This is a genomic window from Salinibacter altiplanensis (assembly GCF_002894645.1).
GTDB lineage: Bacteria > Bacteroidota > Rhodothermia > Rhodothermales > Salinibacteraceae > Salinibacter > Salinibacter altiplanensis.
In genome coordinates, this window is sequence record NZ_NCQY01000009.1 from 350147 (window position 1) to 364189 (window position 14043).

A 14043-nucleotide genomic window follows, 5' to 3' on the forward strand; every position below is an offset into this window, starting at 1 on the left:
GGAGCCGAGAAATGAAATGGACTCCATTTTTACACCGCCTCTCCCGCCTCCACGTCTTCGAGCGGGACGCCCTTCAGCCCCATCGCGTCGTAGGTGGCCCCCTCGAAGGCTGCCATCGTGGACTGCACCTCGTCCATGATCTGCTCCGGCCCCTTCGGATAGTCCATGTCCGTGCCGTAGCGCTGGGCGATCTTGGGCAGCATCTCCCAGCTGGGCTTGCAGTTGATGCGGTTCTCGTCGTTGTGCCAGCGGTCGAACGGCGTGCCGTGCTCGTCCTCGCGGTTGGTGCCCATCTCCATCATGAGCGTGCGGTTGACGCCCTGAATCTCCTTCGCGGGGCGCACGCGCTGGGCCCGGCCGTCCTGGTTGACGTAGGTGCCCACCGTCTCGACAACCATCGCCGCGGGGAGGGCCGCCGTGGCGCGGGACAGCGTCTCATTGGTCGTGTTGTAGTAGTGAAGCACCACGTCCGTGTCGGCCAGGTCGTCCGCCGTGCAGAGGCCGGCGCTCACCGGATCGTCCTCCAGCACGTAAAGCAGGTCGTACTCGTCGCCCTTAATTTGTGAGCCCACCAGTTCTTCGTCGACCGGGCGGATGCCGAGCCGTTCACAGCCCGCGGCGTTGGGCGTCTTGTCGTCGGTGATGAGCCAGTCGTCGCCCGCTCCGGGCTCCACGTGCGGGAGGTAGCGCGGCGCGTCGGCCCCCACGGCCTCGGCGAGTTGGGTAAGCAGGTAGTTGTCCTCCACCGTCGCGTAGGCGGAGCCGAGGAAGAGGATGCGCTCCGGGTCGGCGCTGCCGAGCAGCGAGGCCGCCCGGGCGTAGACCTGCTCCCAGTTGCTCTGCGTGCGCGCATCGTCGCGGCGGATGTGCGGGCCGGGCGGGCGGTTGTCATTAAATTTGTTGTAGACGAGCCGGTCCTCGTCGGGCAGCCAGTACTCGTTCACGTCCATGTTCTGCCGGGGCGTGATGCGGAGCACCTGGTTGTCGCGCACCCAGTAGTGGCAGTTCGCGCCCGTGGCGTTGGTCGTCGTGATCGACGGCGTGGAGCTCATCTCCCAGATGCGCGCCTTGAAGCGGAAGTCGGCCGACGTCAGGGCCCCCACCGGACAAATGTCGATCGTGTTCATCGAGTAGGGGTCGTCGAACGTCTCGCCCGGAGCGGTAATCGGGTGGTTTTTGACGCCCCGGTTGGCGATGGTGAGCTGGTTGCTCTCCGACACCTCGTCGGTGAAGCGGGTGCACCGAGTGCAGTTGATGCAGCGCTCGGCGTCGAGCGTCACGCGGGGGCCCAGCTTCACGCGCTTCGGCTTGTGCACCTTTCGGAACTCGAAGCGGGAGCCCTCCGGCCCGTACTTGTAGGACTGGATCTGGAGCGGGCAGTGGCCGGCCTGGTCGCAGATGGGACAGTCGAGCGGGTGGTTGGTCAGCAGAAATTCCAGGTTGTCGGTCTGCGCCTGGTCCACCTCTTCGCTGGTCCGGTGCGTCTTCACCACCATGCCGTCCCGAAGGTCCACCGTGCAGCTGGCCTGCAGCTGCGGGAAGTACTGGATTTCGGGCTCCCCCTCGTCGTCGCGCACCACCTCGCCGCTTTCGCGGTCCTCCTTCGGCATGCCCACCTTTACGAGGCACTGCCGGCAGTTGGCCGGGATGGACATGGCGGGATGGTAGCAGAAGTGCGGCAGCTCGATGCCCTGGTTCAGGCAAAACTGCAGGAGCTTCTGCTCTCCCTCGTACTCGTAGGTCGTTCCGTCGACGGTGACGATCGGCATGTCGGCGTTCGGGGTTGGGCGTTGGGGAGTTCGCGGTCAGCGTTGGGGGACTGTCTGTTACTCGGCCTCTGAGGACTCGTCCTCCTCGAACACGTCAAGATAGACTTCGGAGAGGGAAAGTTCAGCCTCGACCGACGGCAGCGTGATTGTGGCGTCGAGCCCGTCGGTGTCGGTAAGGCGCCAGCTCCCGTCGTCTTGCCGGACGTAGTGTTCGGCGTGGGGCGCGTCCTGGGCGACGAGGAGGTATTCCTGGAGGGTGTCCATCTGCCGGTAGCGAGCAAATTTCTCGCCGCGGTCGTAGTCCATTGTGGACGGCGAGAGCACCTCCACGACGATCTGGGGATTTAAAAGAAGGGTGCTCTGGTCAGGATCGAAGGCAGGGCCTCCGCAAACAACCACCAGATCCGGAAACGCGTTTTTGTTGGCGGAGGGAAGTGCCACCTTGAGATCACGGGAGGCAGTGCGACAATCCGTATCCAGTAGTTGGTTGCCAAGCGTTCGATCAATGTTGGAAGTGATCGTGCTGTGGGGCCAACTCGCGGCACCCATACTGATCATCCATCCGTCAACGTATTCGCAGCGTTCTTCACGCTCCTGCTCGCGCGTGAGGTACTCTTCCCGCGGAATTGGTTCGTCGTTGACGACGCGATGGGCAATCGACGGCGGCGGAGCAGGCTGGGTCGCAGCCCGGGGACTACTTCCTCCCTGCGGTCGGGGTGCGGTCACCATGAGACTGTATACTGGAGATTAGGGATCCGGATGGGAAGCTCGAACGGGCGTCACCCGCACACCGTTCGCGGACAGGCGGAGCGTATCGCCCGTGGCGCGGAGTGTACCGGCGGCCACAGCAAAGCCGTCGGTCTCCGGAGGCACCTGCCACGCGCACGTGCCCTCATCCGGGCGAGTCGTGTCCACGCGCAGCGGCGGGCCATCGCCGGTCATCAGGTACAGTGTGCAGCCGTCTGGCATTACGCTCGCGACGCGGCCGTCCACAGTAACTGGGGGTCCCGTGTAGAGGGTCGCCTCGGCGGCGACGGCGGGGGCAGGAATGGCGTCGGTCGCGTCAACAGGACGTCCGTAGCTCTTCTGGGCCTGGGAGGGATCCCCAGACGGTTCTGTACACCCGCCCGCCAGAAGGCCAACGGCTGCACAGCAAAGTACCGAGAGGCGGGAGAGGGACGTCATGCGACCTCCACGACGGACGATTGGGGAACCGTTTCCGTTTCAGGCACACCGCCGATCCGGCGCAAGACCTCATACAGCTGCTCGGCGCGATCGCCGTAGGAAAGTTTATGAATGCCGCCCCCCGTCAGAGCGGGAGCGCCCAGAAGAAGAAAGCCAACGGCAAATTCTACCGGCCATCCGAAGAGGATGCCGAGACAGACAAACGCGACGGCAACTCCCGCGAGGCCGAGCATTCCCCACGCGAGTTGCCGATCTCGACGGAGCGACTCCAGGCGTTCCGCGACGACGGAGGGTGGGTAACACGGATCGTCGGAGGCCGTGCGCTGGGCGTAGCTCAGGGAGTTTCGCTCTCCAAGCTCATCGAGCGCATCCACGATGGAGCGCCTAGTCAAAGTCTCGGTGGACATGGCAAAGGGACGAGTTCAGTCGACGAGAACACGCGTGCTATTCCGTCGCCGCCACGGCCGACTCGGCCCCGGCGGACACGTCGGTGCTGACGGGGTGGACGGACGCCTGGCACTTCGCCGCGAACTCGTCACGGAAGCGCTTGACGGTGGCCCGTACCGGCCCCACGGCGCCGTCCGCAAAGGCGCAGATCGTGCGGCCGCCGTCCATGTTGTCGCAGAGCTCAAGGAGGAGGTCGATGTCCCGCATGCGTCCCTCGCCCTCGTCGATGCGGGCAAGAATCTTCTCGAGCCAGCTCGTTCCCTCGCGGCACGGCGTGCACTGCCCGCAGGTCTCGTCCTGGTAGAAGTGCGCCACGCGGCGGAGGAACGACACCATGTCGGTCTCCTCGTCGAGCACGAGCGGACAGAACGTGCCCGTCCGCGACCCCACCTCGCCAAGGCTTTCGTCATTCATCGTGAGGCCGTCGATGTTTTCGGCGCGGATCGGTGGCGTCGATGAGCCCCCGGGGACGAAGGCCTTCATCGCTTTGTCGCGCGCCATCCCGCCGCACACGTCGTGGATCAGGTCCGTGAGCGGCATGCCCGTCGGAAATTCGTAGACCCCGGGCTTCTTCACGTGGCCGGACATGCCGTAGAGGGCCGGCCCCGGCATGTCGCCCGCCCCGATGTTCGAGTACGCCTCGCCCCCCTGCTCCACGATGAGCGGGACGTGGGCCAGCGTCTCGGCGTTGTTGATGGTCGTGGGCGAGCCAAAGATGCCACTCTGGGCAGGGAAGGGCGGCTTGTAGCGGGGATATCCGCGCTTGCCCTCCAGGCTTTCCATCAGGCTCGTCTCCTCCCCACAGATGTAGGCCCCGGCGCCCTTGTGGAGGACAATGTCCATCGTAAAGCCCGAGCCCATGATGTCTTCGCCCACGTAGCCGGCCTCGTAGGCCTTCTGTAGCTGCTTCTTCAGGTGCACAATCCAGTCGGTGTACTCACCCCGGATGTACACGTACGCGGTGTCGATGTGGAGGGCGTACCCGGCCAGGAGAATGCCTTCGAGCATCAGGTGCGGGTTGTACTCCATCACCTGGCGGTCCTTGAAGGTACCGGGTTCGCTCTCGTCCGCGTTCACCCCGATGAAGCGCGGGCGGTCGTCCGGCTCCGGCATGAAGGTCCACTTGATCCCGGTGGGGAAGCCGGCGCCGCCGCGCCCGGTGAGCCCGGAGGCCTTCACCGCATCGGTGACGTCCCCCGGGGCGAACTCGTCGTCCTCTAGGACGCGCCGAAGGCGGTCGTACCCCCCGTGCTCCTCGTATACGTTCAGCTCGTGGAGGTCCTGAATGGGCGGCAGGAGCATCCGCTCGTACGAGCGCCAGTCGCCGGCCGGACTTTGGGGCATTCCGTTCGTGTCCATGTGCAGTATCGAATTGCGAGTGTCGAATGACGAATGAGACGTGATACGTGAACCGTGAAGGCGTGAGGCAAGCCTCCTCTCACGCGTCCCCCTTCACTTCCCACGAATCATTCCATGTGCTCTCCTCGCGGCTGGGTCTGGTACGTCTCTGTATTCTCGACGTCGGTGCGCCGATTGCCGTCCAGCTCCTCTTCATCCTGCGGCAGCGTCATGGACGTAAACGAAGGCACCTCCCCCGCGCGCAGGCTCTCGACGAGGTCGTCGATCTTTTCGGGGGTGAGGTTGTGCACGTAGACGCCGTTCGTGATCTCCATCATGGGCGCCGAGCCGCATGCCCCGAGGCACTCGGCCTCCTGGATCGTAAACATCTCGTCGTCGGTCGTCTCCCCGGCGTGAATGCCCAGCTTCTCCTCCAGGTAGTGGAGAATGTCGTAGCCCCCGCACACCTGGCACGTGAAGCAGGTGCATACGTCGAATACGTAGGTGCCCTTTTCTTCCTTGAAGTACTGGTGGTAGAAGGTGGCGACGCCGTAGGCCTGCGTGAACGTCATGTCGAGGGTGTCCCCGCACAACTGAATCACCTCCGGCGCCAGGTAGCCGAACTTCTCCTGGGCCAGCCACAGCACCTTCATGATGGCGGCCTGATCCTCCGGGTACTGGTCCTTCCAGGCCGCAATCTGCGCCTCTTCCTCGCTGGTCCACACGAGCTCCTCGTCCGAGAAGTCCGGGTCGGGGTTCTGGTCTGGGAGCTCTACAACGGGCTGCTGGACGTCGAAACTAGACATGTTCGAGGATGGATTTTCGAATGGCGAATGCCTGGGCGCAAGTGAAGTGGCGCGTGCCGAGCCCCTCCCCGCTCGGCCCCCGCCGGGAACCATAGGCTAAAAAAACACAGACGAGAACCGTAGACTACTTGTCCGCCTCCCCCATCACCGGGTCGAGGGAGCCGATGATGACGACCGTGTCGGCCACCATCTCCCCCTCGAGCATGTGCTCCATCGCCTGCAGGTTGGTGAACGACGGGGCGTTGATGCGCACACGCCAGGGCCGCCCGGTGCCGTCGGACGTTAGGTAAAACCCGAGCTCGCCCTTGGGGGACTCGATGGCATGGTACGAGTGGGCGCCCTTCGGCGGCACGGTGCCCACGTCGGTGTACATGAAGTCGTGGATCATGCCCTCCATCGAGTAATAGACCTCTTCCTTCGAGGGATAGGCCTCCTTCGCGTCGTCGGAGCGGATGGGGCCCTCCGTCATGCGGTCGAGGCATTGCTCGATGATGCGCACGCTCTGCTTCATCTCGTCGAGGCGCAGGAAGTACCGGGCCAGGCAGTCGCCCGCCTCGCGCACCGGGATGGTGAAGTCGACCTCGTCGTACTTCAGGTACGGCTCGAAGCGGCGCACGTCGTAGGCCACGCCGGAGCCGCGCAGGTTCGGGCCCGTCAGGCCCAGCTCCAGCGCCTCCTCCCTCGTGACGCGCCCCACGCCCTTGTTGCGCTCCACCCAGATGCGGTTCTTGTTGAGCAGGCCCTCCCAGCCCGCAATCCGGTCCGGGAACGTGTCGACGAAATCGCGGATCATCTCGATCGCGCGGGCCGAAAAGTCGTTGGCCACCCCACCGATGCGACTGTGGCTGACCGTAAAGCGCGCCCCCGCCACCTCGTCCATGATCGAGTAGATCTCCTCTCGCTCCTGAAAGGTCCAGACGAACCCGGACACCGCGCCCGCGTCCATCATTCCCACCCCCAGCCAGAGGCAGTGCGAGGAGATGCGGGCCAGCTCGCTCATGATCATGCGAATCCACTGCGCCCGCTCCGGCACCTCAATGTCGGCCAGCTTTTCCACCGCCAGGCACCACGCCACGTTGTTGGAGTAGGGCGACAGGTAGTCCATGCGGTCGGTGTACGGCATGAACTCCTGGTACGTCTTGTGCTCCGCGAGCTTCTCGATGCCGCGGTGCAGATACCCGATGTCGAGGACCGACTTTTCGATGGTCTCCCCGTCCATCTTCACGACACAGCGCAGGACCCCGTGCGTGGCCGGGTGCTGCGGCCCGATGTTGAGGATCATCTCGTTTTCTAGGGGGTCCTCCGCCGGCGGCTGCGCCGTCGCCGGCTCTCCGTCGCCCTGCGCGGCGGCCCGCTTTTCCTCGAGCCAGGCGTGCTTGTTCTCGAGCCGCTCGTAGATCTTCTCATTGTGCTTCGGCCAGAACCGAAACTGGTCGCCGAGGTCGTTTCCCGGAAAGTTGGGCGTGTGTGTCTGAGGCATGCTGCGTGTACGTCTGTGCGCTGGAGCGGGTGACCGTTCGCCAAGGCGTCCCAACGCCTATTCGGAATCGGTGGCGGGCTCTTCGTAGCTCTTGACGGGCTGCGAACCGTGGGCGGCAGCAAAGGGGTCCATCGTGAGGTCGCCGTCCGGCGTCTGCGGCGGCAGCGGCAGCGAGCCCGGCACGCCCAGCTGCGGAAACTCTTTGCGCAGCGGGTGATAGTCGAAGTCCTCCGGCATGTACATGCGCCGGGGGTCCGGATGGTCGACAAACTCAAACCCAAACATGTCGTAGGCCTCCCGCTCGTTCCAGTTGGCCGCCCGGTAGACCTCCGTCACGCTCGGCACCCGCATGTCCGCCTCGTCCACCGGCACCTTCAGGCGAATGCGCTTCTGCCGCTCGGTGCTTACGAGGTTGTAGAAGACCTCGTAGCGGTCCTCCGCAGTGAAGTTGTCCATGCCGCCGAGGTCGACGAAGTAGTCGAAGCTCTCCTCCTCCTTGAGAAAGCGGCAGATCTCTCGAATGCGATTCTTCTCGACGTGGACGGTGTCCTCGTTCGCGTAGCGCTCCACGCTGAGCACCGCCGCCCCAAACTCCTCCCGCAGGGCATCGATGACCGCCGGGACGCGGGTCGTGTCCTTCGCGTGGGTGTTCTCGGTTTCCTGCTCGGGCCCGGGCTCGTCGGCCGGGGTGTAGTGAAACCGAAGCTCTTCGGGGTCCTTGGGGGTCGAGTCACGCGGGTTGTCGGGCTTGCTCATCGGCACTCCATCGTGTTGAAAGGATCGCGGGCACTCGGCCGCCGGCTTGCGGGGACACACGCGGCGGAAGCGGGAGCGCCAGGCCTACGCGGCAACGGGCTCCGACGCGGAAGCGTCCTCCGGGTCGTTGGCGTCCGGGGCCTCCAGGGTCAGGCTCGAGGTCTTCGGCTTCTCAAGCTGCCCCGGAAATTTGTTCGTGTTTGCCGGCCTGATGGGGGCTCGTTCCCGCGCCTTTCCAAACTCGTAGTCCTGCACCACCGAGTACTCGTTGCGGATCTTCTCTTGGATGTCCATCAGCGCGTGCAGCACCGACTCCGGGCGGGGCGGGCACCCGGAGATGTAGACGTCGACCGGCAGAAAGTTGTCCACCCCCTGCACCACCCCGTAGCAGCGATGCATGCCGCCGGTAGAGGCACAGGCGCCCATGGCGATGCACCATTTCGGGTCGCCCATCTGGTCCCACACGCGGCGGATGGCGTGGCTCATCTTGTAGGAGCACCAGCCGGCCACAATCATGAGGTCGGCCTGGCGCGGGGAAAACCGCATTGCCTCGCTCCCGAAGCGGGCCGAGTCGTACTTCGGCCCCGCAAAGCCCATCATCTCGATGGCACAGCAGGCCAGCCCCATCGGCATGGGCATGAGCGAGTTTGAGCGGGCCCAGTTGAGGAAGGTGTCCACACGCGTCGTGAAGAAGCCTTGCCCATTGGTTCCGGAGGATCCAGCCATAGCAGTAAGGAGTCGGGCAATTCGGAAGGATTCAGAAACGGAGCACACAACCCACCCAATTGGGATGACAATGCCATGTGCCGTGGATGCACCGCGTTAAATGATATGGGTCCCCCCCTGTTTCAGCCTTGCGTCCTCGCGCGGGAACGTGCGCAAGACATCACGTTTCTCGACGGCACTGCCCGGGATGTGCAAACGTCATTTTGCACGAGCTCCACGAAGCCGCAGCCGGGGGGCGCAGTGCCGGGCGCAAAGCAACCGAGTGCTTTCAGAGTGCGCTGGGAGCAGGGCGACCGAGTGCTTTCAGAGTGCGCTGGGAGCAGGGCGACCGAGTGCTTTCAGAGTGCTCCCGAGTACTCGGCGGGACGGCCACAGGACGTCCGCCAAACAGCTTCTCACTGCTCAAAGTCCAGGCCGCCCTTCTTTACGTCATAGAGCAGCCCGACGAGCAAAATGAACGTGAACAGCGAGAGGACAGCAATCACGCCCAGTCCAGCCCCACTCTCGACGAAGCTGTGGAAGCTGGCGGCCCACGGCCACATAAACACGACCTCGACGTCAAAGACGATGAAGATCATGGCCACGAGGTAGAACTTGACTGAGTAGCGCTCGTGGGCGCTGCCAACCGGGTCCATCCCACTCTCGTAGGGCATGGTCTTCGTCTCGCTGGGCCGACTCGGCCCGATGTACGCGGCCGCCGCCAACAGGGTGAGGGCCAGCCCCAGGGCCAGCGCAATCATCAGGAACAGCGGCACGAAATCGCCAAACATGGCCGGGTGCGGTTAAGCGAACGAAAAACAACGGAGCCCTTGATGTAGGGAGTATGTAGGATAAACACGCTACAGGTCAGGGGTTGCGGATGCAACGATACGGCCGCTCGGCCGCCCAAAGAGCCGGTGAACTATCTATTTCGAATCACACTACACGGCAAAAATTCTGAGCGGAGCGACGTCGAAGGACCTCTGTGGCGTCAGCGGAGACAAGACCCGGGACGACGTGCCTTTTTCTGCAGATTCCGCGCTCTTCGAGGAGATTCTTCCGTCGCAGGCTTCGTCAGAATCACCCGTCTTGCCTGTGATTGACGTGTAGGGCACTGGCCCTTTGAATTTTTGTTGTGTGGCAAGATTTCGAATATATGGTCGGGCGGTCGCAATCGGGTCCGCAAGGTGAGATGAGCACCATTGCCCCACACGCCCTGGCCCCCTGCCTTCATATCCGGTTCCAACCTCGGCGTGGGGACCGGCAGCTGCGCGCTGAGCAGGGTGTAGGGGTAGGCATTTCCCCACAGGGCCCGCAACGGAACGGAGGGCGGTCTGCGCATTGCGCATCCCGTGGCAAAAATCACGTCTCCCCGGTTGAGGCCCGGAGCTCCGGGCCAGCAAAGGCACGCGCCGTCCCCGATAGGAGAGACGGGGGCGACTTGCCTGATCAGAAAAATCGTCTCCCTCCGGGCGTTGTTGAGGTTGAGGTGGGGGGAAAGCCCCACTCGTTCCCGACAGTCGAGGGGCAAATGTGACCTGCCCTCCACACCGGGTCCGTGCCGTCTTCTACCAGTCCAGGCGGTGGGCCATCTGTACGGGGCATCACCACCGTGAACGTCCCCGTTCTTGCACCAGCGTTCTTCCGAAGCGACGTCTCGTCCCGGGACTTCCTTCCGTTCGTCACTCCTCTCACTCGGCGCCCGGGAGGGTCTGCCGCAGCACGCGGACGACGTTCCCTCCCATGATCCGCTCGACCTCTCGGGGAGAAAACCCCTCGTCGAGGAGGGCCTCCGTGAGGAGCGGAAGGCCCGTGGCGTCGAACGGAACCGAGACGGTGCCGTCGAAGTCGGTGCCAAGCGCCACATGCTCCACCCCCACGCGGTCGGCCACGTGCCGCATTGCCGCGGCGGCCGCGGCGGGGCCCGTCCCGCACACCGCCGTCTCCCAGAGCCCCACCCCGATGACGCCCTCCCGGGCGGCGATGGCCTCAAGGTGACGGTCACTCAGGTTGCGCGGGCTGTCGCAGGTGGCGCGGACGCCGGTGTGGCTCACCACGACGGGCCCGTCGGTCCGCGCCAGCACGTCGTCGATGAGCGCTTCGGAGGCGTGGGCAAGGTCGATCGTCACGTCGCGGGCCGCAAGCCGGTCGACCACCGCGGCGCCGAAGCCAGTGAGGCCGCCGTTGCGGAGCCCGGTCGAAGACCCGCCGAGCGCGTTGTCGTGCAGATGGGTCAGGCTCATCATGCGGTAGCCGTCGTCGACGAGCGTGTCGACGTTTGCGACTCTTCCCTCTAGCGCGTGCAGCCCTTCGACGGACAGCAGGGTGCCCATGGCGGACGGTGTCTCGCGCCGCCGCCCCAACAGAGAGTTCAGGTCGGCTCGGGTGCGGAGAAGCACCAGCGCCTCGTCGCGGGCCGTGGCCCGACGGAGCTTCTGGGCCTGATACCGGGCTCGTTCGAGGCGGCTCGTCCAGGTGCGCACGGGCCATCGCTGGGCGGCCGCGAGGAAGGGAAGCTGGTCGAGGGCGTCGGCGTCCGTACCGGCGTAGCTGCGCCCCATCGGCACCTGCGTGACGGCGGCAAAGACCTGCAGGCCCATCCCGCCCTCTCGCAGGCGGGGTACGTCGGTGTGGCCCCGCTCGTGGCGCGTCCGCGGGTCGCGGGGCCAGAGGAGGAGGTCGTTGTGCAGGTCCGCGACCATCAGGGCATCGTGCACCGCCTGTGCTCGCTCCGACGCGTCGTACGGAGGCTCGGCCTGCACGGTGTTGTAGCGCGCGTCGGCGATGGGGGCGGCCGCGGCAAAGTAGCCGACGATGGCCAGGACGAGAAGCCCGGCGAGGGCGTACAGGACGAGGCGGAGCACGGATGCGGGACGGGTTGGGAACGGGGACGGGCAGTCTGAAAGGGACTGCCTCTACATTCTTGTGTCCCACAACGTTCAATATGAGGCGACGTGGACGGCTTTGGGCGCAATCCGCCGAATTCTTCTACAACAACCCTCCCCCCCCGAGCGGGTAGAAGAGCCCAAGCAGAATGCCGTAGACAATGTGCCCGACGACCGTCAGCACTGGGGTGCTGCGGCCGTAGTTGAGCGCCAGGAAGCCGGGCGGCTCCAGCTGCCGGGTGGGTGTGGGGCCGTGGTGCATGCTCGCCATGCGGGGATGGAGATCCGGCAACATCGGCATGAGCACGGCGAGCAGAAACAACCCGTGGAAGATTCCGAGCCCCCCGCCGAGCCACCACGTGGCCCACTGCCAGCTTTCAAACACCAATGCGTAGAGGAGTGCGAAACTCATTCCGAGGGCAAGGTGCACGACGAAGCCGATGCCCATCGCCCGCCCTCGGTGAGACGTAAACATGCTCCCAATCATGTAGGGAAAGCTCATCCGGGACCATCCCAGGCCCTGGCTCGCCGACATCATGAGCGTGAGCATGCCTGTGGCGAAGAGGCCCCACAGCAGGGCCGAGCCCGTATTGAGGGCGAGCAGGGTCATTGTGGAACGGAGTGTTCGTACAGAGCCATGGCCTCCTCCTCGGCCTTCGAGATCGTGATGGCGGCATTGATGAGCCCGACGTGCGTGAACGCCTGGGGAAAGTTGCCCAGGAACGTTCCGGTCTCCGGATCAATCTCCTCGGCGAAGAGCCCGAGGTCGTTCGCGTACGCAATCGTTTCCCCGAGCTTCTCGCGCGCCTCGTCGAGCCGCCCCAGCCGGGCGAACATCTCCTCGTCCCAGAAGCTGCAGAGGCCAAAGGCCCCTTCCTCGGACGTGAACCCGTCGTCGGTGTCGGGCGGGTACCGGTGCAGGAGCCCGTTCTGGGCCAGCTCCTCGTGGATGCGGGCAAAGGTCGATTGCATGCGTGGGCTCGTCGCCGCCTCGTACCCGTAGGTGGGAAGCAGGAGTAGGCTTGCGTCCAGCCGGTCGCCGCCAAACGTGGCGACGTAGCTTTCGCGTTCTTCGTTGTAGCCGTGCGCCTCCACCGCGGCCCGAATCCGGGCGGCCTCCGTCCGGTAGCGGTCGGCCGGCACGGTGACGTAGCCCTCCGCGTGCAGGGCCAAGAGGCGTTCCAGGGCAACCCAGCACATCGCCTTCGAGAACGTGTGGTGGTGGCGCCCGGAGCGCACCTCCCAGATGCCCTCGTCCGGCTCTTCCCAGCGGGCACACACCTCGTTGCCGAGGCTCACCAGGAGGCGGCGGTGCCAGTCGTCCAGCGCGTGCTCCCGCTGCACAAATTCGTAGGCCGCGCTGATGAGCTCCCCGTACGTGTCAAGCTGGAGCTGGTCGTGGGCGCCATTGCCCACCCGCACCGGCGGCGACTGCCGATAGCCCTCCAGGTGCGACAGCGTCCGCTCCGTGAGGTGGGTATTGCCGTGCACGTCGTACATCACGTGCAGGGTCGGCGCGGTCGGCCGGGTGGTGTGCAGAAGCCATGAGAAGAAGGCGCGCCCCTCGTCCTCGTAGCCCAGTTCGTAGAGGGCCCGCAGCGTCAGGGCGGCGTCGCGGAGCCAGCAGTAGCGGTAGTCCCAGTTCCGCTCGCCCCCAATCGCCTCGGGCAGGGAGGTGGTGGGCGCGGCCACGATGGCGCCCGACGGGGCGAAGGTCATGAGCTTGAGCGTGAGGGCACTCCGCATCACGGCGTCGCGGTAGGGCCCCTCGTACTCGCACTGCCCCGCCCAGTCGCGCCAGTAGTTGATCGTCCGGGCCAGCTTGCGCTGGGCGTGGTCGCCCAGGAGGGGCAGCACGGCCGGCGCCTCGTCGTCATAGGTGAGGGACAGAAACCGCCGGTCGCCCGCCCGGAGCGTCTGTTCTCCGTGGAGCACGTTCTGCCCAGACGACGCCGTGAGGGGCACCTCGCTCCGCACGACGAGGACCGCTCCGTCGTAGTTGTAGAAAAACCCGTGTTTCCCCCGGTCGTCGAAGGACGGAGCGAGCTGTGCGTACTCGACCCGCGGCTCACACACCACCTGAACGGTCACCGTGCCCTCCACACACTCCACCCGACGCAGGACCTCGTGGGCGGGCCACAGCTCGCGGCGGTACGCCTCGGGGGCGGCCACCGGCATCAGGTCCGTCAGCCGAAGCACCCCTGTGTCCGTCGTGAAGGTGGTCTCCAGCACATTCGTGTCGCCCATGTACCGCCGCTCGACGGAAAACGCTCGCTTCGGCCGCACCTGAAAGCGCCCGCCGCGCTCCGCGTCCAGAAGGGCGGCAAAGACAGACGGACTGTCGAAGTGGGGCCAGCAGAGCCAATCGATTGCCCCGTCCATGCCCACGAGAGCCGCACTCGCACAGTCGCCGATGACGGCGTAGTCCTCGACCGGGGCGTAGCGGGCATCCGTGGCGGGCATCTAGAAGACGTAGTAGAAGGCGCAGGTGCGGACGCGGGACAAACAAGTCTTCTCTTCGGCCTCCGGCGCGTGGAGAGGCCGCTCTCGAATGTATCCCTGTCACAAGATCTGTACCATCGCCTTCGATGGCAGGCCGGGGCCCGCCTCAGCGGCCTGGTCCCGGCGGAGAGACAACCGGCCCGGAGCAGCCCGTGGCGGCGGGCCGTCCA

Annotated in this window: 13 protein-coding genes; all 13 read right to left on the reverse strand. The window is 65.3% G+C overall.

Annotation, left to right across the window (positions count from 1 at the left end; translation table 11 throughout):
• Positions 1–29 precede the first annotated feature (29 nt).
• The 13 genes from B7R93_RS04760 to B7R93_RS04820 all read right to left on the reverse strand — a co-directional run bounded on the left by B7R93_RS04760 (position 30) and on the right by B7R93_RS04820 (position 13834).
• Positions 30–1769 (reverse strand): NADH-quinone oxidoreductase subunit G, encoded by a 1740-nt coding sequence (locus B7R93_RS04760; protein ID WP_103019675.1) that lies wholly within the window; start codon positions 1767–1769, stop codon positions 30–32.
• Positions 1770–1826: 57 nt separating this feature from the next.
• Complete coding sequence (locus tag B7R93_RS04765) at positions 1827–2498, reverse strand: Uma2 family endonuclease (RefSeq protein ID WP_103019676.1); 672 nt, start codon at positions 2496–2498, stop codon at positions 1827–1829.
• An 18-nt stretch (positions 2499–2516) separates the two neighbouring features.
• Positions 2517–2954, reverse strand: coding sequence for a hypothetical protein (locus tag B7R93_RS04770; RefSeq protein ID WP_103019677.1), 438 nt, complete (start codon positions 2952–2954; stop codon positions 2517–2519).
• The gene (locus B7R93_RS04775) at positions 2951–3361 is read right to left on the reverse strand and encodes a hypothetical protein (protein ID WP_157942198.1); all 411 of its coding nucleotides are present in this window, start codon (positions 3359–3361) and stop codon (positions 2951–2953) included. Before B7R93_RS04775 ends, B7R93_RS04770 begins: the two co-directional genes overlap by 4 nt.
• A gap of 37 nt (positions 3362–3398) precedes the next feature.
• Positions 3399–4760, reverse strand: a complete 1362-nt coding sequence (nuoF, locus tag B7R93_RS04780; protein ID WP_103019679.1) for an NADH-quinone oxidoreductase subunit NuoF — start codon at positions 4758–4760, stop codon at positions 3399–3401.
• A 107-nt stretch (positions 4761–4867) separates the two neighbouring features.
• Positions 4868–5545, reverse strand: coding sequence for an NADH-quinone oxidoreductase subunit NuoE family protein (locus B7R93_RS04785; protein WP_103019680.1), 678 nt, complete (start codon positions 5543–5545; stop codon positions 4868–4870).
• Positions 5546–5669: 124 nt separating this feature from the next.
• Entirely contained in the window at positions 5670–7025 is a 1356-nt protein-coding gene (nuoD, locus tag B7R93_RS04790; RefSeq protein ID WP_103019681.1) for an NADH dehydrogenase (quinone) subunit D, read from the reverse strand.
• Positions 7026–7082: 57 nt separating this feature from the next.
• A complete protein-coding gene (locus B7R93_RS04795; RefSeq protein WP_103019682.1) occupies positions 7083–7781 on the reverse strand; it encodes an NADH-quinone oxidoreductase subunit C in 699 nt (232 codons plus the stop codon).
• An 84-nt stretch (positions 7782–7865) separates the two neighbouring features.
• Positions 7866–8507, reverse strand: coding sequence for an NADH-quinone oxidoreductase subunit B (locus tag B7R93_RS04800; RefSeq protein WP_103019683.1), 642 nt, complete (start codon positions 8505–8507; stop codon positions 7866–7868).
• 395 nt (positions 8508–8902) lie between these two features.
• Entirely contained in the window at positions 8903–9277 is a 375-nt protein-coding gene (locus B7R93_RS04805) for an NADH-quinone oxidoreductase subunit A (protein WP_103019684.1), read from the reverse strand.
• Positions 9278–10177: 900 nt separating this feature from the next.
• Positions 10178–11350, reverse strand: a complete 1173-nt coding sequence (locus tag B7R93_RS04810) for a dipeptidase (protein WP_103019685.1) — start codon at positions 11348–11350, stop codon at positions 10178–10180.
• A 124-nt stretch (positions 11351–11474) separates the two neighbouring features.
• Positions 11475–11981, reverse strand: a complete 507-nt coding sequence (locus B7R93_RS04815; RefSeq protein WP_103019686.1) for a hypothetical protein — start codon at positions 11979–11981, stop codon at positions 11475–11477.
• Positions 11978–13834 carry a glycoside hydrolase family 15 protein gene (locus B7R93_RS04820; protein ID WP_103019687.1) on the reverse strand — a complete coding sequence of 619 codons (1857 nt, stop codon included), beginning with the start codon at positions 13832–13834 and terminating at the stop codon, positions 11978–11980. Before B7R93_RS04820 ends, B7R93_RS04815 begins: the two co-directional genes overlap by 4 nt.
• Positions 13835–14043 lie beyond the last annotated feature (209 nt).

What these genes read in the sequence shown, in the direction of transcription:
- B7R93_RS04760 (WP_103019675.1), bottom strand. Translation starts at nt 1,769, where the DNA reads ATGCCGATCGTCACCGTCGACGGAACGACCTACGAGTACGAGGGAGAG.
- B7R93_RS04765 (WP_103019676.1), bottom strand. Translation starts at nt 2,498, where the DNA reads ATGGTGACCGCACCCCGACCGCAGGGAGGAAGTAGTCCCCGGGCTGCG.
- B7R93_RS04770 (WP_103019677.1), bottom strand. Translation starts at nt 2,954, where the DNA reads ATGACGTCCCTCTCCCGCCTCTCGGTACTTTGCTGTGCAGCCGTTGGC.
- B7R93_RS04775 (WP_157942198.1), bottom strand. Translation starts at nt 3,361, where the DNA reads ATGTCCACCGAGACTTTGACTAGGCGCTCCATCGTGGATGCGCTCGAT.
- nuoF (WP_103019679.1), bottom strand. Translation starts at nt 4,760, where the DNA reads ATGGACACGAACGGAATGCCCCAAAGTCCGGCCGGCGACTGGCGCTCG.
- B7R93_RS04785 (WP_103019680.1), bottom strand. Translation starts at nt 5,545, where the DNA reads ATGTCTAGTTTCGACGTCCAGCAGCCCGTTGTAGAGCTCCCAGACCAG.
- nuoD (WP_103019681.1), bottom strand. Translation starts at nt 7,025, where the DNA reads ATGCCTCAGACACACACGCCCAACTTTCCGGGAAACGACCTCGGCGAC.
- B7R93_RS04795 (WP_103019682.1), bottom strand. Translation starts at nt 7,781, where the DNA reads ATGAGCAAGCCCGACAACCCGCGTGACTCGACCCCCAAGGACCCCGAA.
- B7R93_RS04800 (WP_103019683.1), bottom strand. Translation starts at nt 8,507, where the DNA reads ATGGCTGGATCCTCCGGAACCAATGGGCAAGGCTTCTTCACGACGCGT.
- B7R93_RS04805 (WP_103019684.1), bottom strand. Translation starts at nt 9,277, where the DNA reads ATGTTTGGCGATTTCGTGCCGCTGTTCCTGATGATTGCGCTGGCCCTG.
- B7R93_RS04815 (WP_103019686.1), bottom strand. Translation starts at nt 11,981, where the DNA reads ATGACCCTGCTCGCCCTCAATACGGGCTCGGCCCTGCTGTGGGGCCTC.
- B7R93_RS04820 (WP_103019687.1), bottom strand. Translation starts at nt 13,834, where the DNA reads ATGCCCGCCACGGATGCCCGCTACGCCCCGGTCGAGGACTACGCCGTC.